Source organism: Ensifer sp. Root423 (assembly GCF_001426275.1).
Classification (GTDB): Bacteria; Pseudomonadota; Alphaproteobacteria; order Rhizobiales; family Rhizobiaceae; genus Ensifer; species Ensifer adhaerens.
This window is the reverse complement of the sequence record NZ_LMEG01000043.1, coordinates 142,870-169,847: the sequence shown is the minus strand read 5'-3', so window position 1 is coordinate 169,847 and position 26,978 is coordinate 142,870. Positions and strand designations below refer to the sequence as shown.

19 protein-coding genes are annotated in these 26,978 nt (G+C 63.7%); 9 read left to right on the top strand and 10 right to left on the bottom strand.

All coding sequences use genetic code 11. The annotated features are described in order from the left end of the window. Positions 1 to 127: 127 nt before the first annotated feature. Together ASD01_RS26105 and ASD01_RS26100 are read right to left on the bottom strand one after the other, a co-directional pair. Positions 128 to 2,029 (bottom strand): methyl-accepting chemotaxis protein, encoded by a 1,902-nt coding sequence (locus ASD01_RS26105; RefSeq protein WP_060644639.1) that lies wholly within the window; start codon positions 2,027 to 2,029, stop codon positions 128 to 130. A gap of 292 nt (positions 2,030 to 2,321) precedes the next feature. After that, a complete protein-coding gene (locus ASD01_RS26100; RefSeq protein ID WP_060644637.1) occupies positions 2,322 to 5,942 on the bottom strand; it encodes a hydantoinase B/oxoprolinase family protein in 3,621 nt (1,206 codons plus the stop codon). Between the two features lie 121 nt (positions 5,943 to 6,063). Here ASD01_RS26100 and ASD01_RS26095 point away from each other — a divergent pair, with 121 nt between their 5' ends. The 9 genes from ASD01_RS26095 to ASD01_RS26055 all read left to right on the top strand — a co-directional run bounded on the left by ASD01_RS26095 (position 6,064) and on the right by ASD01_RS26055 (position 16,818). Next, entirely contained in the window at positions 6,064 to 6,648 is a 585-nt protein-coding gene (locus ASD01_RS26095; protein WP_043622645.1) for a winged helix DNA-binding protein, read from the top strand. 13 nt (positions 6,649 to 6,661) lie between these two features. Continuing rightward, the gene (locus ASD01_RS26090) at positions 6,662 to 8,494 is read left to right on the top strand and encodes an ABC transporter ATP-binding protein (protein WP_060644635.1); all 1,833 of its coding nucleotides are present in this window, start codon (positions 6,662 to 6,664) and stop codon (positions 8,492 to 8,494) included. Positions 8,495 to 8,584: 90 nt separating this feature from the next. Next, entirely contained in the window at positions 8,585 to 10,072 is a 1,488-nt protein-coding gene (locus ASD01_RS26085) for an ABC transporter substrate-binding protein (protein ID WP_370689612.1), read from the top strand. A 63-nt stretch (positions 10,073 to 10,135) separates the two neighbouring features. Then, a complete protein-coding gene (locus ASD01_RS26080) occupies positions 10,136 to 11,059 on the top strand; it encodes an ABC transporter permease (protein ID WP_034805623.1) in 924 nt (307 codons plus the stop codon). A 4-nt stretch (positions 11,060 to 11,063) separates the two neighbouring features. Beyond that, the gene (locus ASD01_RS26075; protein WP_060644790.1) at positions 11,064 to 11,918 is read left to right on the top strand and encodes an ABC transporter permease; all 855 of its coding nucleotides are present in this window, start codon (positions 11,064 to 11,066) and stop codon (positions 11,916 to 11,918) included. After that, on the top strand, positions 11,915 to 13,654 hold the full coding sequence (locus ASD01_RS26070; RefSeq protein WP_060644633.1) for a M14 family metallopeptidase: 1,740 nt from the start codon (positions 11,915 to 11,917) through the stop codon (positions 13,652 to 13,654). Before ASD01_RS26075 ends, ASD01_RS26070 begins: the two co-directional genes overlap by 4 nt. Positions 13,655 to 13,980: 326 nt before the next feature. Continuing rightward, entirely contained in the window at positions 13,981 to 14,655 is a 675-nt protein-coding gene (locus ASD01_RS26065) for a response regulator transcription factor (RefSeq protein WP_060521968.1), read from the top strand. After that, entirely contained in the window at positions 14,652 to 15,989 is a 1,338-nt protein-coding gene (locus tag ASD01_RS26060; RefSeq protein ID WP_060521967.1) for a sensor histidine kinase, read from the top strand. The genes ASD01_RS26065 and ASD01_RS26060 overlap by 4 nt, the downstream gene beginning before the upstream one ends. Positions 15,990 to 16,191: 202 nt before the next feature. Then, positions 16,192 to 16,818 carry an outer membrane protein gene (locus ASD01_RS26055; protein WP_060644631.1) on the top strand — a complete coding sequence of 209 codons (627 nt, stop codon included), beginning with the start codon at positions 16,192 to 16,194 and terminating at the stop codon, positions 16,816 to 16,818. A 75-nt stretch (positions 16,819 to 16,893) separates the two neighbouring features. On the opposite strand, the gene ASD01_RS26050 is transcribed toward ASD01_RS26055, so the two are convergent. The 8 genes from ASD01_RS26050 to ASD01_RS26015 form a co-directional block, all read right to left on the bottom strand. After that, positions 16,894 to 18,423: an FGGY-family carbohydrate kinase gene (locus ASD01_RS26050; protein ID WP_034805608.1), complete on the bottom strand. Its 1,530-nt coding sequence runs from the start codon at positions 18,421 to 18,423 to the stop codon at positions 16,894 to 16,896. Positions 18,424 to 18,542: 119 nt separating this feature from the next. Continuing rightward, on the bottom strand, positions 18,543 to 19,385 hold the full coding sequence (locus tag ASD01_RS26045) for a class I fructose-bisphosphate aldolase (protein ID WP_034805605.1): 843 nt from the start codon (positions 19,383 to 19,385) through the stop codon (positions 18,543 to 18,545). After that, entirely contained in the window at positions 19,358 to 21,106 is a 1,749-nt protein-coding gene (locus ASD01_RS26040; RefSeq protein ID WP_060644629.1) for a glycerol-3-phosphate dehydrogenase/oxidase, read from the bottom strand. Before ASD01_RS26040 ends, ASD01_RS26045 begins: the two co-directional genes overlap by 28 nt. Positions 21,107 to 21,118: 12 nt before the next feature. Next, complete coding sequence (locus ASD01_RS26035) at positions 21,119 to 22,114, bottom strand: aldo/keto reductase (protein WP_034805599.1); 996 nt, start codon at positions 22,112 to 22,114, stop codon at positions 21,119 to 21,121. Continuing rightward, entirely contained in the window at positions 22,111 to 23,121 is a 1,011-nt protein-coding gene (locus ASD01_RS26030; RefSeq protein ID WP_034805596.1) for a sugar-binding transcriptional regulator, read from the bottom strand. Before ASD01_RS26030 ends, ASD01_RS26035 begins: the two co-directional genes overlap by 4 nt. A gap of 2 nt (positions 23,122 to 23,123) precedes the next feature. Then, entirely contained in the window at positions 23,124 to 24,113 is a 990-nt protein-coding gene (locus ASD01_RS26025; protein WP_060521961.1) for an ABC transporter permease, read from the bottom strand. Between the two features lie 28 nt (positions 24,114 to 24,141). Further along, positions 24,142 to 25,683 carry a sugar ABC transporter ATP-binding protein gene (locus ASD01_RS26020; protein ID WP_060644789.1) on the bottom strand — a complete coding sequence of 514 codons (1,542 nt, stop codon included), beginning with the start codon at positions 25,681 to 25,683 and terminating at the stop codon, positions 24,142 to 24,144. A gap of 59 nt (positions 25,684 to 25,742) precedes the next feature. Next, positions 25,743 to 26,771, bottom strand: a complete 1,029-nt coding sequence (locus ASD01_RS26015; RefSeq protein WP_034805587.1) for a substrate-binding domain-containing protein — start codon at positions 26,769 to 26,771, stop codon at positions 25,743 to 25,745. Positions 26,772 to 26,978 lie beyond the last annotated feature (207 nt).

The following is a 26,978-nucleotide window of genomic DNA, read 5'->3' as shown; positions in this document are numbered from 1 at the left end:
AAACGGTCTCGCGCTTCAATATGCTCGGCGGCACTGTTGTCCCCGTCCCCGTCAACACGGGGTGCAGAAACGACAGTGCCGCCGCAGCAAGAACTTCACTTGAAGTCGTGGCGATTACGCCGCTCGATCAGGCGGCGCGGCTCCAGCCTTCGCGGGCTGCAGCACCTTCCAGCTTGAACTTCGCCAGCATCGTGCGCAACTGACGGCTCTCTTCGGCGAGCGTGCCGCTGGCGGCTGTCGTCTCTTCCACCATCGCCGCGTTCTGCTGGGTCATCTGGTCCATGTGGTTGACGGAGGTGTTGATCTCCTGCAGTGCGGTCGCCTGCTCGCGCGCCGCCGTCGCGATCGTGTTGACGTGGCCGCTGACATTGTTGACCAGTGTCTCGATCTCCAGCAGCGCCTCGCCGGTCGAGCGCACCAGCGCCACGCCGTTTTCGACTTCCGACGCCGAGCTGTGGATCAGCGTCTTGATTTCCTTGGCCGCGTTGGCCGAGCGTTGCGCCAGCTCGCGCACTTCCTGGGCGACGACGGCAAAACCGCGGCCGGCTTCGCCCGCGCGTGCCGCTTCGACGCCGGCATTGAGCGCCAGCAGGTTCGTCTGGAAGGCGATTTCGTCGATGACCGAGATGATCTGGTTGATGCGGTTGGACGAACCCTCGATGCGGCCCATGGCATCGACGGCGCTGCGCACGATCGCGCCGGAACGGCCGGCGCTTTCCTTGGTGGCGCGCACCATCTCATGCGCCTCATTCGCCCGCTCCGAGGCGGTGCGCACGGTCGAGGTGATTTCGTCGAGCGCCGCTGCGGTTTCCTCAAGCGCTGCCGCCTGCTGTTCCGTGCGCTTCGACAGATCATTGGCAGCCGAGCTCAGTTCGGCGGAGTTGTCGTTGATGGTGCTGGCCGCGGTGCGCACGTTCTGCATGGTCGACCGCAGCGTCACCATCGTCTGGTTGACGTTCGTCTGCAGCTCGGCGAAGGCACCGTGGAATTCGCCGCGCATGTTCTGCGTCAGGTCGGCGTCGGCAAGCGCCGCAATCACGCGGCGGACTTCGGTGACGGTCTGGTCGACGCTGGAGACGAGCTCGTTGACGCTCCATGCGAAGCGGTTGAGGTCGTCGTTTTCATAGTCCTTGTTGATGCGGCCGGTGAAATCGCCGGCAACGGCAGAGGCGACGACGACGCTGATGTTGGACTGCAGGTCGCTGCTGCGCGCATGGAGGGCCGCTTCCTGCGCCTTCATCGCGCGCATGGCGATGCCGTTCTTGCGGAAGACTTCGACGGCACGGGCCATCTCGCCGATCTCGTCCTGGCGGGAAACGTCCGTCGCATCTCCATCCAGTTTTCCGTCGGCAAGTTCGCTCATGGTCGAGGTCAGGTCACGGACCGGCATGACGATGCCGCGGCGGGCAACGACGAGGCTGACGCCGACGCCGAAGAGCACGCAGGCCGCAGCGGCCGCGGCGAGGATTGTCATGGCGACGGACGAGGAATTCAGCGCCTCTTCACGAGCGGCGGAAAGCGCTTCGCCGGAATAGGTGCTGTAGGTCTTGACTGTTGCCGTCACGGTCTTTTGCGCTTCGAGCGCCTTGTCGAGTGCGGCCTTGACGGCACCGGCATCTCCGCCCTTCTCGGCGGCGACGGCGACCATGGCGCGGATCTCGTCGAAGTAGCTGTTGAGCGTCAGGCGGATGTCATTCAGCAGCTTGTCTTCGGCATCGTCGGCGACCGCCTCGATCTTGGTCAGGCGGCCGAGCATTTCGGTCGCACGCTTTTCGGTTTCCGCGCCGAAGTCGGCGGCGTTCTCCGGGGCGGCGGCGAGCTGATAGGTCATGCGGCTGATGGCGATGATGTCGACGCGCAGGTCCATTGCCTCGCGCGCTGCTTCCTCACGCGCGCCGACATCGACGATCGTCGCACCGAGCGAGGAAAGACCACGCGCACCGGCAAGCGCGATCAGAATGGAGGATATGCCCATGACCACGACCACAAGGCCGACCTTGGTCAAAATCGAAAGGTTCTTGAACGTCACTGCCGTGACTCCTGTGATGTCGCAATCGCGCTGATGGGAGGGGACATGGTCAGCCAAACCGGCGGGAGGAGGACCGGATGTTTGCGGCCCCGCAAGGGGAGGAACTGGGGCGCGCACTGACCAATAAGTACTTAGTAATTTCGAATTTAAATTCGGGTTAAAAAAGCGATCGCGTCTTTTCGCATATGCAGCAATAGTTGTTGTGCATATGCCGGAACGAAAAACGGGCGGACGATCGCTCGCCCGCCCGCAGACCACCGCAGCAGTCTTGGGAGATTTCAGTCTTTCCGGCCTATGACCGGCCGTATCCACCGCCGGTCGGCGTCACGACGGTAAAGGCTTCGCCAGCTTCGAGAACCGTATGGGCGCAGCCCGACAGTTCCTCCGTCCGGCCGTCATTGCGGCGCACGAGGTTGCGGCCGAGTTCACCCGGGCTGCCGCCCTTGATGCCGAAGGGTGCGACGCGGCGATGGCCGGAGAGGATCGCGAAGTCGAGCGTTTCCCGCGCCCGGATCGTGCGCTTCGTGCCGTTTCCGGCGTGCCACTGGCCGCGGCCACCGGAACCGACGCGAATGTGGAAGTCTTCGAGCACCACCGGGAAGCGGGTTTCGAGGATTTCCGGATCGGTGAGCCGCGAGTTGGTCATGTGCGTATGAACCGCATCGGCACCGTTGTAGCCGGGACCCGCCGGCGCGCCGGAGCAGATCGTCTCGTAATACTGATAATTGTCGTTGCCGAAGGTCAGGTTGTTCATCGTCCCTTGCGCGCCGGCCTGGCTCTGGACCGCGCCGAACAGGCAGTTCGTCACGGCCTGGCTGACCTCGACGTTGCCGGCAACGACGGCCGCCGGATAGCGCGGCGTCAGCATCGTACCCTCGGGGATGACGATGTGGATCGGCCGCAGGCACCCGGCATTCATCGGAATGTCGGCCTCGACCAGCACGCGGAAGACATAGAGTACGGCGGCGCGGGTGACAGGCGCCGGCGCATTGAAGTTGTCGCCGCGCTGCTCCGACGTGCCGGTGAAATCGACGGTCGCCTCGCGCTTGTCGCGGTCGACCGTGATCTTGACGACGATGCTGCAGCCCTGGTCCATCTCGTAGGAGAATTCGCCGTCTGGCAACTGGTCAAGCACACGGCGCACGCTCTCAGCAGCATTGTCCTGGACGTGGCCCATATAGGCCTCGACCACGTCTTCGCCGAACTGGGCGATCATCTTCTTGAGTTCGGCGACGCCCTTTTCGTTGGCCGCCACTTGAGCCTTCAGGTCGTTGACGTTCTGAAGGATGTTGCGCACCGGATAGCGCGCGCCATTCAGAAGCGCTTCAAGCTCGGCCTCGCAGAAGCGACCTGCATCGATGAGCTTGAAGTTGTCGATGTAGACGCCCTCCTCCTCGATGTTGGTGGCAAGCGGTGACATCGAGCCCGGCGAAATGCCGCCGATATCCGCATGGTGGCCGCGGCTGGCGACCCAGAAGCGGATCTCTTGTCCGGCATCGTCGAAGACGGGCGTGCAGACGGTGAGGTCAGGCAGGTGCGTGCCGCCGTTATAGGGCGCGTTGATCAGGAACACGTCGCCGGGCTTGATCACCGGGTTCTCGCGGATCGCGGTTGCGACCGAGGCGTCCATGGAACCCAGATGCACCGGCATGTGCGGCGCATTGGCGACGAGGTTGCCGCGGTTGTCGAAGACGGCGCAGGAGAAGTCGAGCCGCTCCTTGATGTTGACCGAATAGGCGGTGTTCTGCAGCGTCACGCCCATCTGCTCGGCGATCGACATGAAGAGATTGTTGAAGATCTCCAGCATGACCGGATCGGCATGGGTACCGATCGCGCTCTGCTGCTGCAGCGCCTTCACGCGGCGCAGCACGATATGGTCTTTCGCCGTCAGTTCCGCCTGCCAGCCGTCCTCGACGACGACGGTCTGGTTCGGTTCGATGATGATCGCCGGACCGTCGAGCCGCTGGCCGGGGCTGAGTTCGGCGCGCAGCAGGACCGGCGCATCGTGGAACTGGCCTTGCGAATAGAACTGAGTGCGGCGTGAAACGTCGGGCGTGCCCGAGGTGACGGATGCGCCTTCGCGCTCCATCTGGGCAGCACCGCCGCCGACCGTCTCGACTTCGACGGCGTCGATCACCAGCGCCTTGTTGTCGGCGACGAAGCCGAAGCGGCGCTTGTGCAGCTCTTCGAACTCGGCGCGCAGGCGGGCGATGTCGTCATGCGCCGGGAAGGTCGCGTCGACCGCAAGCACCGTGTCGGTGCCGGCATAGCGGATATGGGCGCGCAGATGGGTGCGAATCTCGTCGCGGGCAATTCCTTGTGCTTCCAGTTCGCCGAGGCAATCGACTTCCAGCTCGGCGCCCAGCGTGCTGAGGGCTGCCGGCGCCTTGTCGTCGAGCGCGACGCCGAGCGCCTTCTGGCGAGTCGAGCGGATATCGGCAAGTCCCATGCCATAGGCCGAAAGCAGGCCGGACATCGGATGCACGAGAATGCTCTTCATGCCGAGCTGGTCGGCAACGAGGCACGCGTGCTGGCCGCCGGCGCCGCCGAAGCAGCTCAGCGCATAGCGCGTCACGTCATAACCGCGCTGCACGGAAATCTTCTTGATCGCCTCGACCATGTTGGCAACGGCGATGCGGATGAAGCCGTTGGCCACATCCTCGGGGCTGCGGCCATCGCCGATCTCGGTCGCCATGGCAACAAAACGGCCGCGCACGGTCTCGACGTCGAGACGTTCGTCCTGGTTCGGACCGAACAGCGCCGGGAAGAAATCCGGCATCAGCTTGCCGAGCATGACATTCGCATCGGTGACAGCAAGCGGACCGCCATTGCGGTAGCAGGCGGGGCCCGGGTTGGCGCCGGCCGAATCCGGGCCGACGCGGAAACGTTCGCCGTCGAAGTGCAGGATCGATCCGCCGCCGGCGGCAACCGTGTGGATCAGCATCATCGGTGCGCGCACGCGCACGCCTGCAACTTCGGTCTCGAACGCCCGCTCATATTCACCATCGAAATGGGCGACGTCGGTCGAGGTACCACCCATGTCAAAGCCGATGACGCGATCGAAGCCCGCGGCTTCGCCGGTCTTGGCGAGGCCGACGACACCGCCGGCCGGGCCGGAGAGGATCGCATCCTTGCCCTGGAACATTTCAGCCGCCGTCAGGCCGCCGGAGGACATCATGAACATGACGCGTGCGCCGGTACGGGCAATATCGAGTTCGCCGGAGACCTGGGCGACGTAGCGGCGCAGAACCGGGGAGAGATAGGCGTCGATGACGGTGGTATCACCGCGGCCGACATATTTGATCAGCGGCGAGACTTCGTGGCTGACGGAGACCTGCTCGAAGCCGAGTTCGCGGGCGATGCGGGCAACGGCCGCCTCGTGCTCCGGATACTTGTAGGCATGCATGAAGACGATGGCGACGGCCTTGTAGCCCTTGCCCTTCAGGTCTTCGAGGGCAAAGCGCGCCTTCGCCTCGTCGAGCGGCTGCTCGACAATACCGTCGGCCAGCACGCGCTCGTCGAGTTCGACGATATCCTGGTAGAGCGCTTCCGGCTTGATGATTTCGGTCGCGAAGATCTTCTTGCGTTCCTGGTAGCCGATCTTCAGCGCATCGCGAAAGCCCTTGGTCGTCACGAGAGCCAGGGGCTCGCCCTTGCGCTCGAGCAGCGCGTTGGTGGCGACCGTCGTGCCCATGCGCACTTCGCCGATGAGGCCGGTCGGGATCGGTGCACCGGTCGCAAGGCCGAGATGCAGGCGGATGCCTTGCACAGCGGCGTCGCGATAGGCTTCCGGATTTTCGGACAGCACCTTGCGGGCATGCAGGTTCCCGTGCGGGTCGCGACCGATGACATCGGTGAAGGTGCCGCCACGGTCGATCCAGAAGTCCCAGCTGCCGGTTTCGCGTGCGCTCATTGTCCATCCCTCTCATTCGCGAGCCGCTTCATTGTGCAAGCCCGGAAATTCATCAAAGCAGTTCGTTGACAAAATGTCGATAAAATGATGACATAAAATCGTCAAGATGAGGAAGAGCTGAATGACGAAGAAGTCGGAGGATAGCTTCGAAGGACGGGAATGGGCCGAAAATGCCCTGCCCGAACATCTAAAGCCGGTCGCGGCCATCGGCCCGATCGTTTCCTCCGCGCACCTTGCTGAAGGCGGCTCTCCCGGCCTCTCCGAGGTCGAATACGGGTTGATCCTCGCGTCGCATGCCTTTCACCGCTGGATGATGCGCTGCATGGCGGCCGCCGGCGTACCCGGTCTTTCCCCGATCGAGATCCTGATCCTGCACACGATCCGCCACCGCGATCGCGGCAAGAAACTCGCCGACATCTGTCTCGTGCTCGACATCGAGGACACCCATGTCGCGACCTATGCCATCCGCAAGCTCGAAGCCGCAGGCCTCGTGACGACGGGCAAGGAAGGCAAGGAAAAGACCATCCTCATCACCGACAAGGGGTCGGACGCCTGCACGCGCTACGCAAAAATTCGCGAGCGGCTGCTGGTCTCCTCCACCGCCAAAGCGCGTCCTTCCGAGGAGACGCTTTCCGAGATCGCCGCCGTCCTGCGTTTCATGTCGGGCGCCTATGAACAGTCCGCGCGCGCCGCGACCACATTGTAACAAGGAAGACCGCGTGACCGTCGATACGCCTGCGCCCCTGCTCGCCGTTGAGAAGCTTTCCGTCGCCTTCAACGGCAATCCTGTCGTCGAAGACCTGAGCTTCACGGTGACGCCCGGCCGGACGCTCGCAATCGTCGGCGAATCCGGCTCCGGCAAATCGGTGACGTCGCTGTCGATCATGCGGCTCTCGGACATGATGGGCGGCCAGTTTCCGACAGGCCGCATCCTGTTTCGCGGCAAGGACGGCGAAATCGATCTGACGAGCGCCCCGCAGAAGACCATGCGCGCGATCCGCGGCAAGGAGATCGCCATGATCTTCCAGGAGCCGATGACGTCCTTGAACCCGGTCTTTACCATCGGCGACCAGGTCGCCGAAGTGTTGATGCTGCACGAGAAGATGACCAAGGCCGAAGCGCTCGTCGAGACGCGCCGCCTGCTCGACATGGTGCGCCTTCCTGATTCTGCAGAACTGATCGGCCGCTATCCGCACCAGCTTTCCGGCGGCATGCGCCAGCGCGTCATGATCGCCATGGCGCTTGCCTGCCGGCCAAAACTGCTGATCGCTGACGAGCCGACGACGGCCCTCGACGTGACGATCCAGGCGCAGATCCTGACGATCATCCGCGACCTCCAGAAAGAACTCGGCATGGCGGTGATCTTCATCACCCATGACATGGGTGTCGTCGCCGAAATGGCCGACGACGTCGTCGTCATGTGGAAGGGCCGCAAGGTCGAGGAAGGTCCGGTCGGAGAGATCTTCGCAAGCCCCAAGCACCCCTATACCCAGACGCTGCTTTCCGCAGTGCCGAAACTCGGCAGCATGACCGGCGAGGAATTCCCGAAGCGCCTGCCGCTGACCATGATGGTCGACGGCGAACCGAAGCGCGTCGGCGAAACCCATATCCAGCGCACCGCCCGCTACGACGCGGCACCGATCCTTTCGGTGCGTGATCTCGTCACCCGCTTCGACGTGCGCAAGAACCTTTTCGGCAAGGCGACGCACCGCGTGCACGCCATCGAAAACGTCAGCTTCGACATTTTCCCGGGTGAAACGCTGGCGTTGGTCGGCGAGAGCGGCTCGGGCAAGTCGACGATCGGTCGCACGATCCAGCAACTGCAGAACGCAACCTCGGGCGAGATCCTCTTTGGCGGTCGCCCGGTCTCGGCCATGAGCTATGCCGAGCGGCAGCGGCTGAAGCAGGAAATCCAGTACATCTTCCAGGATCCCTTCGCCTCGCTCGACCCGCGCAAGACCGTGGGCTTCTCGATCGCCGAACCTATCCGCACCCACGGCCTGATCCTCGGTGAAAAGGACATCGAAAAGCGCGTGCATGAATTGCTGGAGCGCGTCGGACTGACGGCCGCGCACGCCAAGCGTTACCCGCACGAATTCTCCGGCGGCCAGCGCCAGCGCGTCTGCATTGCGCGCGCGCTTGCCTCGCGTCCCAAGCTGATCATCGCCGACGAGGCGCTGTCGGCTCTCGACGTCTCGATCCAGGCGCAGATCATCAACCTGTTCATGGAGCTGCAGGAACAGGAGGGCCTCGCCTATCTCTTCATCAGCCATGACATGGCGGTGGTCGAACGCATGAGCCACCGCGTCGCCGTGCTCTATCTCGGCCAGGTCATGGAGTTCGGCAGCCGCCAGCAGGTCTTCGAGACGCCGTCCCATCCCTATACTCGCCGGCTGCTTTCCGCGGTGCCCGTCGCCGAGCCCGGCAAGGGTCGCGAGCGCGCCATGCTGGAGGGCGAGATCCCGAGCCCGATCCGCCGCGTCGGCGACGAACCCGCGGTGCTGCCGCGCAAAGAAATCGCCCCTGGCCATTACGTGGCCAAGGGTGCGTGAGCCGCTTTCTCTTCTCAGGAAGGCTGTCGAAACAGGAGTGAGTAAATGATCAACAAAAAGGGGATCCACGCCGCTTTCATCGCCCTTGCGATGGCGGGTAGTTTCATGACCGCAGCCCCGGCCTTTGCCGCCGGCACGCTGACGGTATCTTCGCCGCAGGATCCGGGAAGCTGGGACCCGGTCGACACCTTCCTCGTCAACTGGGCGTCGGTTGCCACCAATATCTATGACGGCCTGACCTATCGCGGTCCGGATCTGAAGCTCGTGCCCGGCCTTGCTACTGCTTGGGAAGAGCTCGACGGCGGCAAACGCTTGCGCTTCACGCTGCGCGAGGGCGTCAAGTTCCACAACGGTGAGCCCTTCAATGCAGAAGCAGTGAAGTTCACCTTCGACCGCCTGCTCGGCGAAGAAGGCTCCAAGGGTCCGCAGAAGTCCAACTATGCCGTGATCGAAAAGGTCGAGATCGTCGACGAAAAGACAGTCGACCTCGTCCTGAAGACGCCGGATCCGGTGCTTCTCACCAAGCTCGCCGGCTATGGCGCGATGATCGTGCCGCCGAAGTACATCCAGGAAAAAGGTGAGGACTACTTCAACGCCCATCCTGTTGGCACCGGCCCGTTCAAGTTCGTCTCCTACGAGCCGAAGGTCGGCATCAAGCTCGAAGCCTTCGCAGATCATTGGGGCGGCGCGCCGAAGCTTTCCAACCTCAACTACCGCTTCATTTCGGAGCCGGCGACCGCCGTTGCCGAGCTGCAGGCCGGCCGCGTCGATCTCGTCATCCCGCCGACCATTCCGATCGGCATGATCCCGACGATCCAGGGCGACAGCAATCTGGAGATCGTCTCCAGCGCCGGCCCGACGGTCTACGCGCTGCGATTCAACACGCGCGACGGCATCACTAAGGATCCGAAGGTCCGCAAGGCGCTGATCCTCGGCGTCGACCGCGACACCATCATCCAGTCGATCCTCGCCGGCCAGGCGGATCCGATCGCCAGTTTCCAGGGCAAGCTCTCCTTCGGCTTCGACCCGGCGATGAAGCCGCTGCCCTACGATCCGGAACAGGCAAAGGCGCTTCTGAAGGAAGCCGGTGTTGCGCCGGGCGCTTCCGTGCAGATCGACGTTCGCGGTAACGACGCGACCTTCAACGAGGTCGTGCAGGCTATCGCAAGCTACCTGCAGCTGATCGGCATCAACGCGACGATCAAGCCCTATGAAACCAACGTTCTCTTGAACGACATCATCCCGGCCGGCAAGACCGGCGCGCTGTTCCAGCAGTCCTGGGGCGGCTGGACGCTCGACTACGACAACACCGCCTACTCGATGTACCACTCGGGCGAAAAGTGGAACCCGTACGACAAGGACGCGGAACTCGACAAGCTGCTCGAATCGCAGCGTTCGATCACCGACCAGGCAAAGCGCGAGGAGATCCTCAAGCAGATCGCCAACTACGCCGCAGACCGTTCGCTCGAAATGCCGCTCTATAACCTCAACGCCATCTTCGGCGTGAGCAAGCGCGTCAAGAACTTCACGCCGGTGCCGGATAGCCGCTTGCGGCTGACGGACGTGACGGTCGAGTAATACAGGCCGGTCCGCCGCCTCACGCTTGAGGCGGCGGACCATTTTTCCAAAAGGGCGGGTCACTTGGCCGGATTTCTGATCAAACGTTTTCTGCAGGCGGTCTTCGTCGTGTTCGTCGTGACACTGACCGTCTCCTATGCCATCCGGTTCACCGGTGACCCCGCGCTAATGCTGGCGCAGGGCGCTGGCAGCGTCACCGAGGCCGACCTCGTGCGCATCCGCGAGGGGCTCGGCCTTAACCAGCCGTTCCTGGCGCAATATGCCGATTTCATCACGGGCATGTTCAGGCTCGATTTCGGCCGCTCCTTCATGGGCGGTACGCCTGTTTCGCAGCTGATCGCCTCTGCGCTGCCGGCGACCATGCTGCTCGCCTTCGCCTCGCTGATCGTCTCGATCGCGATTTCCATTCCGCTCGGTATCCGCGCCGCCGTCGCCCGCGGCAAGTGGGCCGACCAGACAATCCGCATTCTGTCGCTCGTTGGGCTTTCCTTCCCGAACTTCTGGCTTGCGATCATGCTGGTCCTGTTGTTCTCGATCGTCCTCAAATGGCTGCCGCCAAGCGGCATGGACGGTTTTGCAAGCTTCATCATGCCGGCGCTGACCATGGGCATCATCCTGACGGCGACCAATGTGCGCCTGGTGCGCACCGCGATGCTGGAAACCTTGCAGTCGCAATACATCATGGTCGCGCGCGCCAAGGGCCTCAGCGAAAGCAAGGTGCTCTACAAGCACGCACTTCGTAACTGCGCGATCCCGCTGATCACCTATTTCGGCCTGCAGTTCGGCGGCCTGCTCGGCGGCATCGTCGTCGTCGAGCTGGTGTTCAACTGGCCGGGCATGGGCACGCTCGCCTTCGACGCGGTCGCCTCACGCGATTACCCCGTGCTTCAGGCGGTCATAACCGTGCTTTCGCTAATGATCGTGTTCGTCAATCTTCTGGTCGACATCGCCTATGGCCTCGTCGATCCGCGCATCCGGACGGAGTGAGCCGATGTCGTCAAAGGCTTCCAGCACCCGCTTCGCCCGCTTCCGCAACCTCGAATTCATCCTCGGAGCGCTGCTCACCGGGGGCATCTGCCTCGCCGTTCTCTTCTCTGGCGTGCTCTTTCCCGGCGGCGTCGACAAGATCGACCTGATGGCGCGGCTGACGCCGCCCTTCGTCAATTGGGCCCATCCGCTCGGCACCGACCCGCTTGGCCGCGACGTGCTGGCTCGCGTGGTTGCCGGCGGCAAGATCTCGCTGCTCGTCGGCCTGACGTCGGTTGCCGGCGCCGTCGTCGTCGGCGTGGTCATGGGGCTTGTCTCCGGCTACTATCGCGGCTTCTGGGACATGCTCGTCATGCGCTTTGCCGATGTGCAGCTGGCGCTCCCCTTCATCCTGCTGGCGATCACCTTCATCGCCATCGTCGGCGGCGGGCTCGGCAATACCATCATCCTGCTGATCGTCTCGCAGTGGGTGCAATATGCGCGTCTCGTGCGCGGCTCGGTCCTGTCTCTGCGCGAGCGCGAGTTCATCCAGTCGGCCCGAGCCATCGGCGTGCGCGATTACAGGATCCTGTTCCAGCACCTGCTGCCGAACCTAATCGGCCCGGTGATCGTGCTGATGACGCTCAACGTCGCCAACAACATCCTGCTCGAAAGCAGCCTCACCTTCCTCGGCCTCGGCGTCGATCCGCTGATCCCGAGCTGGGGCGGCATGCTGGCCGACGGCCGCACCTACCTGCAGAACGCCTGGTGGGTCAGCGTCTTCCCGGGCCTTGCGATCCTGCTCACCGTTCTCGGCCTCAATCTTCTCGGCGACTGGCTGCGTGACAGCCTCGACCCAACCGGTAGAACTTCACGATGACGACGATTTTCGAAGGCGCCTTCGAGCGCACCCTCGACACGCTTCTGACCACCTACGGCAAGGAAGCCGCCCGCGGCACCAAGCTCGAAGCCTGGCTGTTCGACGATGCCGCCAGCCGCAAGGCTGCCGAACAGAAGCTTGCAAGCTTCGGCGTCAAGGCGGCGCTCAGGAGCGCCTACAAGCCGCTGTTGCATTTCTTCCTGGAAGAAGTGGATCGCGCAGCCCTCGCAAGCGTCGTCGTCCGCTATCCCCAGCATGAGGGCGCCCCTCAGAACCGCTTCCTGCTCGAAGCCTATCCGCTCGCAGCCCTTCTCGGCGACGCCGAGATCCGCTTCGAGGCCGGCAGCGCCAAGGCATTCACCTACGATGTCGCGCTGACCTTCCGTGACGGGCGCCAGGAAAACAACGCCGTATTCGCACCGAACCGCATCCACACCGATTTCATCGGCGAGACGCTTTTGTCGCCGACCGGCTGGATCCGCCTCGACGAGGGCTGCGACAAGCATCGCGAATGCCACCTCGATACCGACTATGAGCGGCTTTTTGCCGGCACGATGCAGGCGATCTCCGATCATGCCTGGGGTGACAGCGAGCCCTATTTCGAAGAGCTCAACATCCGCGTGACCCTGCCGATCACCGACTTCCGCCTGCCTGTCGGCGAGGAAGTCATCAGCCTGCGCGAAGCGCTGCACGAGGACTTCTATTTCTCGCTGCTCGAAGTCTTCCAGAAGAAGTCCGGCCGCCCGCTCGGCGACCGCGGCCTGAAGCCCGGCCAGATCGTGCCGGAGATCGTCTTCGGCGTCGGCAAGCCCACCGTCGTCGTCAAGGCGCGGCCGCTGCAGGCGACGGATGTCGAAGGCGAAACCCTGCCGCTCGACACCGCCGAGGTACCGCTGGCGGTGGCGCAGATCCATGCCGAACTCGCCGCGATCGACGGCCAGCCCTTCGAGGCCAGGTCGCGTGCCGGCCGGCCAGTGAAGGCCCGCTATCACAAGGGAAGCGATGCGCCGGTCATGATCAGCGGCGGTCAGCATCCGAACGAGACGACCGGCATCGTCGGCGTGCTTCGCGCCGCCCAGGCGCTCGCCGCCCGCACCGGTAGCCACTTCACCATCTCGCCGCTCGAAAACCCCGACGGCTATGCCGTGCACCAGCGGCTGCGCATCGACAACCCGCTGCACATGCACCATGCCGCCCGCTACACCGCCCTTGGCGACGATCTCGAATACCGCACCGGTGCAGCACTCAACGAGCGCGAGATCCGTAAGGAGGCGGAGCGGCTGACCGGCGCGCAGCTGCACGTCAACCTGCACGGCTATCCCTCGCATGAGTGGACGCGGCCGCTTTCGGGCTACGTGCCGCGCGGTTTTGCCATGTGGACCCTGCCCAAGGGCTTCTTCCTGATCATGCGCCACCACGCCGAATGGGAAGCGCGCGCCGAACAGCTGATCGCGGAAGTCACCGAGCGGCTTGCGGCCGTTCCGGGCCTGCTCGCCTACAACGACGCCCAGATCGCGCTTTACGAGACGCATGCCGGTGAAACCGGTTTCCGCATCATCAACGGCTTCCCCTGCATGATCTCCGTCGACGACCGCCACACGGCACCGCTGACGCTGATCACCGAGTACCCGGATGAGACCATCTACGGCGATGCCTTCATTGCCGGCCATGAGGCTCAGAAGGAAACGGTGCTTGCGGCCTATGATGCGTTCCAGCGGATCATAGCCGTCGCCTGACCTCCGTCATCGGCCGGCCCATGGCCGGTCCCGTGCCGCTGCGTACCCTTGCGCAGCGACACATCGTTTGACGATCTGCGCCTTGCGCGGCAGCGCCCGCCCGGCGCTGCCGCGCAAGGCAATTTTTGAGGGCTCTTGTCCGATCGCTCGCCCCGCAAATGCGCGGCTATTCTCTCCGTCCCATCCGAATACGGTAAGCCTCGGCCGCTCTGCATTGCCGGGCTCCCGTTCTCGCCGCTAGAAAGGCAGCGAAAGGCCGCAACGTTGTTGCAATCCTCGTCCACCAGACGTGAACGAGACACGCCTATCGGATTCGGAGATATTCAATGCGCCTGCTCCTTGTCGAGGATGAGCTGGAAATGGCGGCAGCACTCAGTGCCGCACTCAGCCGCTATGACATGATCCTCGACCATGCACCGTCGATCGACCATGCGATGGCGGCGCTGGCCAACCAGGTTCACGACGGCATCATCCTCGACCGGCAACTGCCCGACGGCGATGGCCTGTCGCTGATCCCGCGGGTGCGTGCGCTACGATCGGGAATCCCGGTAATCGTGCTGACGGCGCGCAGCGCCATCGATGAACGGGTCAGGGGGCTCGACATGGGCGCCGACGACTATCTCGCCAAGCCGTTCGCCGTGGAGGAATTGCTGGCGCGCATCCGTGCCCTGATGCGACGTTCACCTGATATTGCGCCGATCACCGCCCGCATCGGCCAGCTGATCTTCGATTTCGAAGGCCGACAGGCCCGCGTCGACGGCCGGGTGCTGGACCTGCCGCGGCGGGAGCTGCTGGTGCTGGAGGCTTTGGCGCGCCGGCAGGGGCGCACGGTGCAGCGCTCGACGCTGGAGGAATCCGTCTATGGCTATGACGACGAAATCCAGTCCAATTCTCTCGACGCGCATGTTTCGCGGTTGCGCCGCAAGCTCTCGGAAACCGGTGCCGGCGTTGAAATTCACAGCATCCGCGGCGTTGGCTACCTTCTGAGACCCTCTCCATGACGAACGCTTCCACCAACTCGCTGAAGAAGCGCCTGATCTGGCAGATCCTGACCTTTCAGGTGCTGCTGTTGATGGCGGTCATCGCCGGCTTCATGGCCTTGCTGACGCGCGCCGATCTCGGCGGCAAGTTCCTCGACGCCGACGCCGCGTCGATCGCGGCCGGGGCAATCCGGCCGGATCCCGCCGGTGGACTGACGCTGGTTGAGACGCCGCAACTGCTTGCCATGCGGGCCGAGTCCGCCGATTTCTGGTTCGTCGCACGCAACGAACGCGGTGACATGATCCGCAGCGGACCGGTGCCGGACGCCTATCGCAGCATTGGCGAGCACCTCGACCGCATCGCCTTTGGCGATATGCGTGACAGCATCGAGCCCTATACCCTCTCGTCGATCGTGCGCTCGGTGACCACGGACAACGGCACCTATACGGTGCTTGCCGGCGGAGGGCGGCTCTGGAGCGCGTCCTTCGCGGTGTTCATCCTGGCAAACCTTCTGCTTTTGCCGATCGTCTTGATCGTGGTGCTGATCCCGGCCTTCGCGATCCCGATCATCGTAAGGCGCGCCTTTGCCGGTCTTGCCGAGGTGGTCGACCAGGCAAAGACGATCGATGTCGAGCGCCGCGGTGCCCGGCTGCCCGATCATCGCATCCCCGGCGAAGTGCGACCGCTCGTTGAGGCGTTCAACGGCGCACTGCAGCGGCTCGATGAGGGGTACGAGCGCCGCCAGCGCTTTATCCTCGACGCGGCACACGAGCTTCGAACCCCGGTTGCGATCCTGCACACGCGCCTGGAAAGCATGGAGGCCGGCCCGCTCCGGAACCGCCTGCTGATCGATTCCAACCGCATTGCCGGCCTTGCCGAACAGTTGCTCGATCTCGAACGCATCGATCGCGACGGCACGGATTTCGGGCAGCTCGACCTGGTTTCGCTCTGCCGCGATGTGACGGCCGACCTCGCCCCGCTTGCGCTTTCGGCCGGCTGCGACCTTTCCTTCGCTCCGGGCACGGAGCGCGTCGTCGTGCGCGGCGATACCGGCGCCATCGAGCGGGCGGTCACCAACCTCGTGCGCAACGCCATCGAACACGCCGGCGGCCTGATCACGATCCGGGTGGAGCGCGGCGGCGTGATCGAGGTTACCGACGAAGGTCCCGGCATACCGGAGCGGGAACGGGCCCGGATCTTCGAGCCCTTCCATCGCCTGCAGCCGCGGGACCATGGCGCCGGCCTCGGATTGCATCTGGTCAGCGAGATCATCGGCCGCCACAAGGGTCACATCTCGGTGGTCGATGATCCCAAGGGTGGCGCCTGCTTCCGCATCACCTTGCCTGCCGGCTAGGATTTTTCTCAGTCGGCGTATGGTTAACAGTTAACTAACAACAAAATCAGTAACTTAGATAAGTTGCGCAATGTTGATGCAATCCGTGGGGCCGACAAAGGCCGTGTACCGTCCAAACATCGCCATCCCACCCCAAAGGTGAAGCGCGCATGGGAGGACGCAAGCGCCATCAAGGCGCGTTTCCTATGCACGGAGCAAGCAAATGCGGCAGTCCAGCAAGTTTTCCATCTGGTCGGGTCTTACCCTTCTCGCCCTCTGCGGCGCACAGCCGTCCCAGGCGGCTGATTTCTCCGCCCCCACCTATCAGGACCCGCCGGCCTTCAGCTGGAGTGGCGCCTATGTCGGTGCCCATGGCGGCCTTGGCTTTACCGGCAGCCCCAACCCGTTCGCCGACCGCAATGGCGTCGCGCTCGGCGTCCAGGCCGGCTACAACATGCAGGCCGGCCCCGGCATCGTTGGGGCGGAAATCGAAGGCTCCTATCTCGGCGACACCGAGCACAAGGTCAACGGCGGCAAGCTCAAGGAGAAATGGCGCGGCGCCATCAAGGCGAAGGCGGGTCTCACCTTCGACCAGACGCTCGTCTACGGCACGGCCGGTTACGCCATGACCAGCTACAAGAAGGGCGCCGACGTGCGTAACGACGTCGGCTTCAAGGGCGGCTACCTGCTCGGCGCCGGCGTGGAACAGGCCTTTGCCGGCGGCCTCTCCGCCAAGCTCGAATACAACTACATCACCACGCCAGATGTCCGCACCCACACGAGCTCAGGCTCCAGCGAGAAAGACATCAACAGCCACGTCATCAAGGCCGGCATCAACATGCGTTTCTGACGGGTCAGACGGTTTGCGGCGGCGCTGCAACGTTCCTCCCAGCAGCGCCCCGACAGACCGATGCCTCTGCCCTGATCACTCCGCCGCTTCCCGCGCCGATCGCTCGGGCGTTGCAAGCCGGCGCCAGATCGGCGCCATGGCAGCGGCGATCTCGCCGTAAAGCGCAAAGCGCCTGTCATAATGCGCGGCAAGTGCAGGGTTTGGACGGTAGTGGCGTTCGGTCTTGACCATCGCCGCAGCACCGGCGGAGATATCGGCGAAAAGGCCGATGCCGGCGCCAGCCGTAATCGCGGCGCCGAGCGCGCCGGTCTCGCGTGAACGGGCGACCGTCACCGGCACGTCAAGCACGTCGGCGAAGATCTGCGGCCAGATCAGGCTGCGCGATCCGCCACCCGAAAGCACCGCCTCCTCGAAGCGAGCCCCAGCCGCGCGCAACGCCGCGATATGCTGGCGATGGCCGAAGGCGACGCCTTCAAGCACCGCGCGGACCAGATGACCCTTGCCGTGCCAGCCGGCGACGCCGTAGAAGCCAGCGCGCGCGTTGCCGTCCTGCTGAGCGCCATAGAGAAACGGATGGTAGAGCGGGTCATCAGAGGCCGGCGTGACCTCGGCTGCCAGCTGGCAGCAGAGATCGAAGGGCGACCGGCCATCCTTGCCGTCGTGCGGGAAGAGCTCGCGCACCAGCCATTCCAGATTGGCCGCCGACGTGGCACTCGCCTCGATCGCCATGTAGCGCTTGCGATCGAAGGTCGAGGACATGAAGAGCGGACGTGAGAGATCAGGCTGGTCGATGATCACCTGGTTGATGCTCCAGGTGCCGGCGATGATCGAGGCAGCACCGGTGCGGGTGACGCCCGAGCCGATTGCCGAAGCGACCACGTCGAAGAGCCCACCGACAACGGGTGTGCCGGCAGCCAGACCCGTCTGCGCCGCCGCTTCCTCGGTAACGCGTCCGACGATATCGGCGCTTTCGGCGAGATCGGGCAGCAGGTCCATGTCTTCGCCGAGGCCATAGGCCTTCATTAATGCCGCATCGTAACGCCTTCCGGCGACATCGAGCAGGCCCGCGCCGCTCATGTCCGAGACGTCGCTGACGCGCGCGCCGGTCAGGCGATTGATGACGAAGTCCTTGCAGAGAAACACCGTGCCGATTTTCTCAAACTGGTCAGGCCGATGGCGCTTCAGCCAGGCAAGCAGGGTCGGCGTTTGTGATGGCCAGGGCTTCTGCCCGGCGATTGGATAGGTTCGCTCGCCGACGCCTGCGGCCTGCCACTCCTCGGCGAGGCCGGCGGCGCGAGTGTCGAGCGACTGGATGCCGACAAGCGGTTCTCCGTCTCGATCGAGCGCGTAGAGACCGTTGCCGTGCCCGGCGCAACCGATCGCCGCGATCTCGCTGGCATCGATGCCGGCGCGCTCGATGCAGGCGCGGATCACCACCTTGGCATGGCTCCACAGTTCGCCAAGCCCACGCTCGACATGGCCGGGCATCGGCACATGGCTGTGCCCTTCTTCCGCGGCCATCGCGATCTCGTTGCCGTCACGATCGAAAAGTACCGTCTTGATCACGGTGTTCCCGGCGTCGATCCCGAGCAGATACTTACCCATTTTCGAACCCCTCCCCAAGGTCCTTAATCCATTTGCCGGAACGCAGCCGGTGTCCTCACAGCGGCAGCGTTCCTCTTGCGCCGGAGCATCGCTGGTGAAGCGGTTCCGGCTGAGCGATTTCAACCGCGCTGGTAGAGCGCGTATGCTTCTTCGCCGCTTACATCCTCATGGATGATCGCCATCAGGCCGCGCACAACGGCGCTCGGATTGGCGTGCTGGTAGATGTTGCGCCCATAGACCATGCCCATTGCGCCCTGACGCATCAAGGCCGCCGACTTGTCGAAGACGTTGCGCAAGTCCTCCTTGCCGCCGCCACGCACGAGAACGGGGCAGCGCGCCGCCTCGACGACCCGGTGGAAATCCTCGGCATTGGTGGTCGGGTCCGCCTTGACGATGTCAGCGCCCATCTCGCGCGCAAGCCGGGTCAGCGTCACGATCTTCTCGGCGTCGCCATCGACCATGTAGCCGCCGTGCTCGGTCACCGGCTGCATCACCAAGGGCTCGATCATCAACGGCATGCCGTACTTGTCGCAATCGGCCCGCACGCGCGAGATGTTGGCGACGCATTGGCGGAAGAGATCGGGCTCGTCCGGCAGCATGAAGAGGTTGACGACGACGCAGGCCGCGTCCATCGCCAGCGCGCCGATCAACGGTTCGGCCTCGTTCTGCAACACGGCCCACATGTGCCGGTGGCGGATGCGGTTATAGGGGTTGCCCATGTCGAGACGCATGACCAACGCCGGCTTGTCCTTGCCCGGCACCTCCTGCAACAGATCCGCCTGGCCAAAATTCATCTGGATCGCATCCGGTGCGGCCGCGACCAGCGCCTTGACCACGGCTGACATGTCTTCAAGACCATTGAGGAAGGAGGGTTCGTTGCAGACGCCATGATCGATCGCGACGTCGAGGCAACGTCCACCGCCGAACAGACGGTTCATCCGGACCTTGCTGTTGTTTCGCATAATGCACTCCTTTGTTCGTTCCGTATGGATAGGGTTTCCTCGTCGACGCCATGGCGCTCGACGAGAAGGGCAAGAAATCGCTTACGCTCGACCGCGACACGCGGCGGCAACCATTGCTTTTCGATGGCAAGCAAGGCGAGCACCGCATCCACCATGTCGAGCGAGAGCTCGCCGGTGATTGCAAGCGTCGTGCGGCGCAGCAGCAGGTCCTCGATATGTTCGACGGCTTCGCTGCGGATCAGGTATTGCAGCTCGCGCGCGGAGTAATCCGGATGCGGCAAGGCATGGTCAGCGCCGGCGGCGATGAGATCGGCAACGTCTCGCGCGCCCGTTCCATAGCGGACGAAAAGCACTTGCATGCGCTCCCGCGAAAGCCCGGTGGCTGCCGCAACATCATCGACCCATCGGTCGCGATCGGAGGGATAGTCTTGCCCGCCACCGATGGCACGTTCTCCGGTGCTGACATGGCGCTGTTTTGCGAGCCGTTCCAGGGTGAGGTCGGCCGCCATTTCGCCGAAGGAGCGGAACGTCGTCCATTTGCCGCCGATCATGCAGAGCACCGGCGGACCGCCCTCAACACCCTCCACGAAGGTGCAGAAATGGTCGCGCGGGATGCGACCGGTGAAGCTGTCCTGGCTCGCCGGCAGCGGCCGTACGCCCGAGAACTGGAACACCACCTCTTCCGGCCTGATCCGGATGTCTGGCAGGACGAAGGCGAGCGACTGCAGGATGTAGTCGCGCTCGTCGGCTTCGCAGCGCACGGTTTCGGGATCATCGACACGAATGTCCGTCGAGCCCACCAGCACCTTGCCGAGATAGGGAAAGAGGATGCAGATGCGGCCATCCTCGTTCTCGTAGTAGATCATGTGGCCGTTAAGCGCGTCCATGAGTTGGGCATTGTCGATGATCAGATGCGAGCCCTTGGTGCCGCCCATCAACGGGGCCGGCTTCGACGTTGCGGGAAACAGTGCGCCGTTGGCGATATCGATCCAGCCGCCGGTGGCGTTGATGATGAGGCCGGGCTCGATCGCAGCGACCGCGCCGGTGACATCGTCCTTCAGTTCGTAGCGTCCGGGTGCGGCCAGCGTCAGTTCGGCGTAGTTCAGCGCCTGCGCGTGAGAACCGGCGGCAAGCCCGTCCTTCAACAGCTCGATTCCGAGACGTTCCGGCTGGCTGACCCAGGCGTCGTAATAGGTCGCGGAACTCTTGATGTCGGGATTGAGCGCCGGCCAGCGTGCAAGCGTCGTGCGCCGCCCGCGGAAGGCATGCTTCGGCATCAGCGCCCGCTTGCGCGTCAGGAAATCATAGATGCCAAGGCCCATCTTGACAGCGACGGCGCCACGGCGGCTTGGCCGCCGCGTCAATCCCAGGAAGCGAACCGCGCCATTGGCAAGACCCGAGAAGATGTCGAAGATCGGCACGGTCGTGGGCAGCGGCGCCACGTAATGCGGCGCGTTCTTCAGCAGCCGATCGCGTTCGACCAGCGATTCCCTGACCAGGCTGAACTCGCCATTTTCGAGATAGCGAAGACCGCCATGCACCATGCGTGACAGCGCCGCACTCGCGCCCGAACAGTAGTCGTGCTTCTCGACGAGCAGCACGTTCACCCCTTGCAGCGCCAGTTCACGAAAGACGCTGAGGCCGTTGATGCCGCCGCCGAGGACGCACACGTCCACCTTCGGGCTCTTGGCGAGCCCGTTGAAAATCTCTTCCCGGTTCATGATGGCAGTCCGTTAGCTGTCCATGTTGACGAGCGTCGCCGCGATGGCCGCGTCGATCCCCGCGAGATCATCGTGATCGAGCCGGATCGTCCCGGCCCTTGCATTGTCGAGCGCTTGCGCCGGATTGCGTGCGCCGCAGAGCGCGAAAGTCACGCCCTCCTGGCAGAGCGTCCAGGCAATGACGATCTGGGCGATTGTCGCGCCATGCTTTTCTGCGACCGGCTGGATGGCCTTGGCAAAGGCCGCGACCTTTTCGCGGTTGCCGACCGAGAAGCGCGGATTGTCGCGCCGCTGGTCGTCGCCTGAAAACACCCGCTCCGGTCCGATGCCGCCGGAGAGAAGGCCGAGCGCCAACGACGAGTAGCTGAGCGTGGCGACGCCGTTGCGCCGCGTCAGCGGCAAAAGCTCCGCCTCGATCTCGCGATCGATCATGCTGAAGCGTTCCTGGATCGCGTCGAGCCCGCCGATCGCGATGTACTGTTCAAGGTCGCTACGGCCGACATTGCTGGCGCCGATCGCCCGGATCTTGCCCGCCTGGCGCAGCTCTTCGAGCGCGGCCATGGTCTCCTCGATCGGCGTCGTCGGGTCCTGCCAATGGGTGATGTAGAGGTCGATGTAATCGGTGTCGAGCCGCTTCAGGCTCTGCTCGACCTCGTGATGGATCGCATCTCGGCCGAGGTAGCGGTGCACCGGCTTGCCGTCCTGGTCGAAGAAGTGCTTGCCCTTGTCCGTATGCCAGACGAGCCCGCACTTGGTGGCGATGATTGCCTTGTCGCGGCGGCCGGCCAAAGCCTTGCCGACGATCTCTTCCGAGCGGCCGAGGCCATAGGCCGGCGCCGTATCGATCAGCGTCACACCGGCGTCGAGCGAAGCCTGGATCGCGGCAATCGACTCCCGCTCGTCCGTGCCGCCCCACATCCAGCCGCCGATCGCCCAGGTGCCGAGCCCGACGGCCGAAGCCTTCACGCCCGATCGGCCGATCTCCCGCATCAATTGATCCCCGCTCATGCCAGAAGTCCCTTTTCGCTTGCCATGGCGAGCACGCGCTCGCCGGTCGCCTCGTCCGTCACCAGCGTGTCGAGGTGGTGTCCCCGCATGACGCTGAGGATCGGTCCGGCCTTGTTCGGTCCACTTGCCACGCCGATCTTCGTCGGGATCGAGGCGAACTCCTCGAGCGTCAGTGACACCAGCGAACGGTTGAGGCTGTAGTCACAGACACGTCCCTCATCATCGAGCAGATGGGCGAGAAGTTCGCAGCTTGCGCCAGAGCGCTCGATTGCCGCTCGGTCCGTGCTCGAAGACGGATGCAGGTCGTAGTAGCTCGAATCGTCCGAAAGGATCGAACCGATGCCGACCACCGCCACCTTCGCTTCGCGCGCCCTCCCGAAGACATCTGCCACCGAGCGCATGTTGATCAGCATCGCCCGCTCGGCGGCACTGTCGGCGAAGAGCGGCGCGTGGATCTGGAAAGACCGCCCGCCGAGCCTGTCGGCCATCATCGTCGAGACGTGGTTCACATCCGTATAGTGCTTGCCCTGGACGCAGCCGGTGCCAGGGATAACCTCGACATCGAAGCGGCGCGGCGCCTGCAGCCCCGCGACGACGGCACTGACACCCTTGCCGCCGGTGATGCAGATCGTGTCGCCATCGCCGATCTCCTCGAGCAGCAGCCGGGCTGCCGCCTCGCCGACCGCCTGGAGTGCGGTCTGCTGATTGTCGGAAACGGTCGGCACGACGATCGCCCGGCGGATGCCGCCGATCGCAAGCAACTGCTCTTCCATGTCGACCAAGGGCTCGATCGGCGACTTGATCTTGATCTCTACCAGGCCAAGCTGACGGCCGCGCTTGATCAGCCGGTTAACGGTCGGCTGCGAGATGCCGAGCCGATCGGCGATCTGCGACTGGGTCAGTCCTTCGAGGAAATGCAGGACGAGCGCCTGGTGCATCTGCCGCGCAACGACGAGTTCTTCTCGCGCACTTGAGGCCTGGGACAAAATGGGTTTGGCAATCGGCATGGTCAGGCTGCCTTCCGCTTGTGCAGCAGGTGGTCGATGGAAACGGCAGCCAAGAGAATGCACCCCTTGATCATGTCCTGCCAATAGACGGAGACGTCGAGCAGGATCAACGAGCTGGTGACGACCGAGAGAAGAGCGATACCGAGGATGGCGCCGAGGATGGTGCCCGAGCCGCCGTTGAGCGAGGCGCCGCCGATGACCGCCGCAGCGATGATGTTGAGCTCCATACCGACCCCGAAGGTGGGCGTCGCGGCGCCGAAGCGCGACATGTAGATGACGCCGGCGACGCCTGCGAGCGTCGAGCAAAGCACCGTCACCCAGAACTTCACCTGCTTGGTCTTGATGCCCGAATAGAGCGCCGCCTTCTCGTTGCTGCCGGTATAGAAAACCTTGCGGAAGGCGGTCGCCCGGCGCAGCAGGAAGTCGAAGAGCACGACGACGGCGACGAAGATCAGGATGACATAGGGCACGCCGTGGAAGGTGCCCTGCCCGACCGCCTTGAACGACGCCGGCAGCGTGAAGAGCGACAGCGGCGTGCCCTTGGTGATGACGAGGCAGAGGCCGCGCACGATCACCATCGCCGCCAGCGACGTGATGAAATGATTGAGCCCGACGACGGTGACGAAGAAGCCCATGATCATGCCGATCATGCTGCTGGCGAGGATGCCGACCAGCGAGGCCGTCCAGGGATCGACACCGGCGAGAAACAGCGAACCGGCCAGCACCATGGCAAAGCAGACGACCGAGCCGACGGCGAGGTCGATGCCGCCGACAATGAGCAGGATCGTCATGCCGACGACGACGATGCCTTCGACCGAGAAGCTCATCAGCATGGCGCGCATGTTGCCGAAGGTGAGAAAATGCGGCGAGGCAAAGCTCATGATGATACCGAGCGCCAGGATGATCGCGATCAGCCCCGCCTCACGCATCGTGCCGATGCGTTTCCAGGCGGGCGCCTGCGCATGCGTTGCAACCATCGTATCAACAGCCATTTCCGCCTCCCCGGCTCTATCAGTTCTTTCAGGCGACATGATCCACCATCCGGCCAGCCTCGGCCGTTTGCGTCACCCCTGAGGCCAGGCGGATCACCGCCTCCTCGCTCATTTCTCTGTCGTCAAGCTCGCCGGCGATCGCGCCTTCGCGCACGACCAGAACCCGGTCGCAAAGCCCGAGCAGCTCCGGCAGTTCCGACGAGATCACGACAATGCCGATGCCGGTTTCTGCAAGCTCGCGCAGCAGCCGGTGGATTTCGGATTTGGCGCCGACATCGATGCCGCGCGTCGGCTCGTCCATCAGGATCACTTGCGGGCGAACGGCGAGCTGCTTGGCAATCGCCACCTTCTGCTGGTTGCCGCCCGAGAGCGACGAGACCGGCATATCGATGCCGCCCATGCGCACGCCGAGCCGGCGGACGAAATCGCGGGCGAGATCGGCCTCGGCCCTGGAATTCAGCAATCCGAGCGGCCCGGTCAGCGTCTTCAGATCAAGCACCGAAATATTCTGCGCGATCGACAGGTCGACGAAGACGCCGGAGCCCTTGCGATCCTCCGAGAGATAGACGATGCCGGCATCGACCGCGTCGCGGTAGTTGCCGATGCGCTGCGGCTTTCCGCGCAGCGTAATGTCGCCCTTCGACTTGGCCCTCAGACCGCAGATCGCTTCGGCGATCTCGGTACGACCGGAGCCGATCAAACCGCCGATTCCAAGAATTTCGCCCCGCTTCAGATCGAAGGAGACGGTGTCGATGCGGTCGCCATCGCTCAAGCCACGCACAGAGAGAATGGTCTCATCCGTCCGCGCCTCCGGCGCCTGCTTTTGCGGATAGAGCTGGCTGATCTCGCGGCCGACCATGCGGCGTACGACATCGTCAGCAGTCACGTCGGCGATCTTCTCGGTGACCACATGGCGGCCATCACGAAACACAGTGACGCGGTCGCAGAGCGAAAAAATCTCGGCCATGCGGTGGCTGATATAGATGATCGATATACCCGCGGCCTTCAGGTCGCGGATGATGGCGAACAGCGCCTGCGCTTCGGCTTCCGTCAGCGCCGCGGTCGGCTCATCGAGGATCAGTACGCGGCAGTCGAGCGTCAGCGCCTTGGCAATCTCGACCAGCTGCTGGCTGGAAATGGCGAGGTCGGCGACCTTGCGCCGGACGTCGATCGGCGCCAGCCGGTTCATCACTACCTGGGCTTCGCGTTCGAGCGCGCCGTAATTCATCAGCGGCGAGCGCCGGCGGTTGGTGGCCGCCATGAACATGTTTTCCGCCACCGTCGCATCCGGGCAGAGCGCGATTTCCTGGTGGACGAGGCCGATGCCGAGCGTCTGGGCGGTCGCCGGCGAGGCGATTTTCACGGGCGCTCCATCCACCAGCACCTCGCCGTCATTCGGCTGAAGCACACCGGCAATGATGTTCATCAGCGTGGATTTGCCTGCGCCGTTTTCGCCGCAGAGTGCGTGGATCTCTCCCCGCTCAAGGCGAAAATCCACCTCCGTCAGCGCCTTCACCGCACCGAAATGCTTGGTGACGCGCCGGACCTCCAGAACCGGTTGTGCTGTCATGCTGTCCTCCACCCGCAGTCCTGGCTGCCCGGAAACGACCGGGCAGCCAATTCACGATCTTACTCGTCGATGCCCTTGGTGCCACGACGCTTCAGGTACTTGTCCCAGTAGAAGTCATCGGCATTTTCGGCGGTAACGATCGAAAGGCCGTTGTCGACGAAGGGGATGCTCATCGGGTTGAAGCCGGAACGCTTGGCGTCGTTCATCGGGTCGATCAGTTCCGGGTGCTTGGCCATCCACAGGAGCATGAAGCCCATATAGCCCTGCATGCCCTGGTTCGGGTTGATCGAACCGAAGACTTCGCCGGCCTTGATCATGTCGAGGATGTTGGCGTTGACGTCGGCGCACATGACGAGGACCTTGCCGCCGCTTTCCTTGCTGGCCTGGGCCGCACCGATCGCGGAGTTAGCTTCCGGCATGAACACGGCGCCGAGGTTCGGATTGGCCTGGATGAGGCTCATCAGACCCTGATAGGCCTTGTTCGGATCCTGGTTCGAGGCGGCGCGACCGACGAGTTTCATGTCGGGCCACTTCTCGGCCATGCGATTGACGAAGGCGGTAATGCGCTTGTCGTGGTTGTCCTGGCCGGGGTTTTCAAGAACGGCATATTCGCCCTTGCCGCCCATCTTCTCGGCAATCGCGTCGGCGGCATAGATGCCTTCGCGGGTGTTGTCCGAGGTGATGAAGGAGACGCGCTTCGACAGCGGCGAGTCCGCAGCGAAGGTGACGACTGCCGTGCCCTGATCGATCGCCCGGTTGATCGGCTCGATGAACGGATCGGAGTTCATCGGGTGCACCAGAATGCCGGCCGGGTTCTGGGCAAGCGCCTGGTCGAAAGTGGCGATCTGCTTGTTGACGTCATATTCCGGCGTGCCGGTATATTCGGTCTCGCAGCCGAACTGCTGGCCGGCCTGCTTGAACATTTCATAGACCGGGAACCAGTATTCGACGCCGGATACCATGACGTTCATGACGTATTTTTCGCCGGGCTGGCAGCGAAACGGGTTCGCCGTTTCGGCGCTTGCCGAACCTGCCCAAAACGAAGCTGCAATGACCGCCAGAGCGGTCGTGCTGAGAAATTTGCGCACGCGTCCTCCTCGAGGCCGAAGCCCCTCCCAAAAACCGATAGGGCCGTTTGTTTGCGGCCGCTGAATGTATGAGTTCGCCGGAACTCCTCCTCGACTTCCGACGATTGCGATTTAAGCCGCGGACTCAGCTTCTGTCAATATAATTCACAGCATGAATAATAATTCACGCGCGACGTGGAAAACCTCGGGTCCGGGCCTTCAATCAGC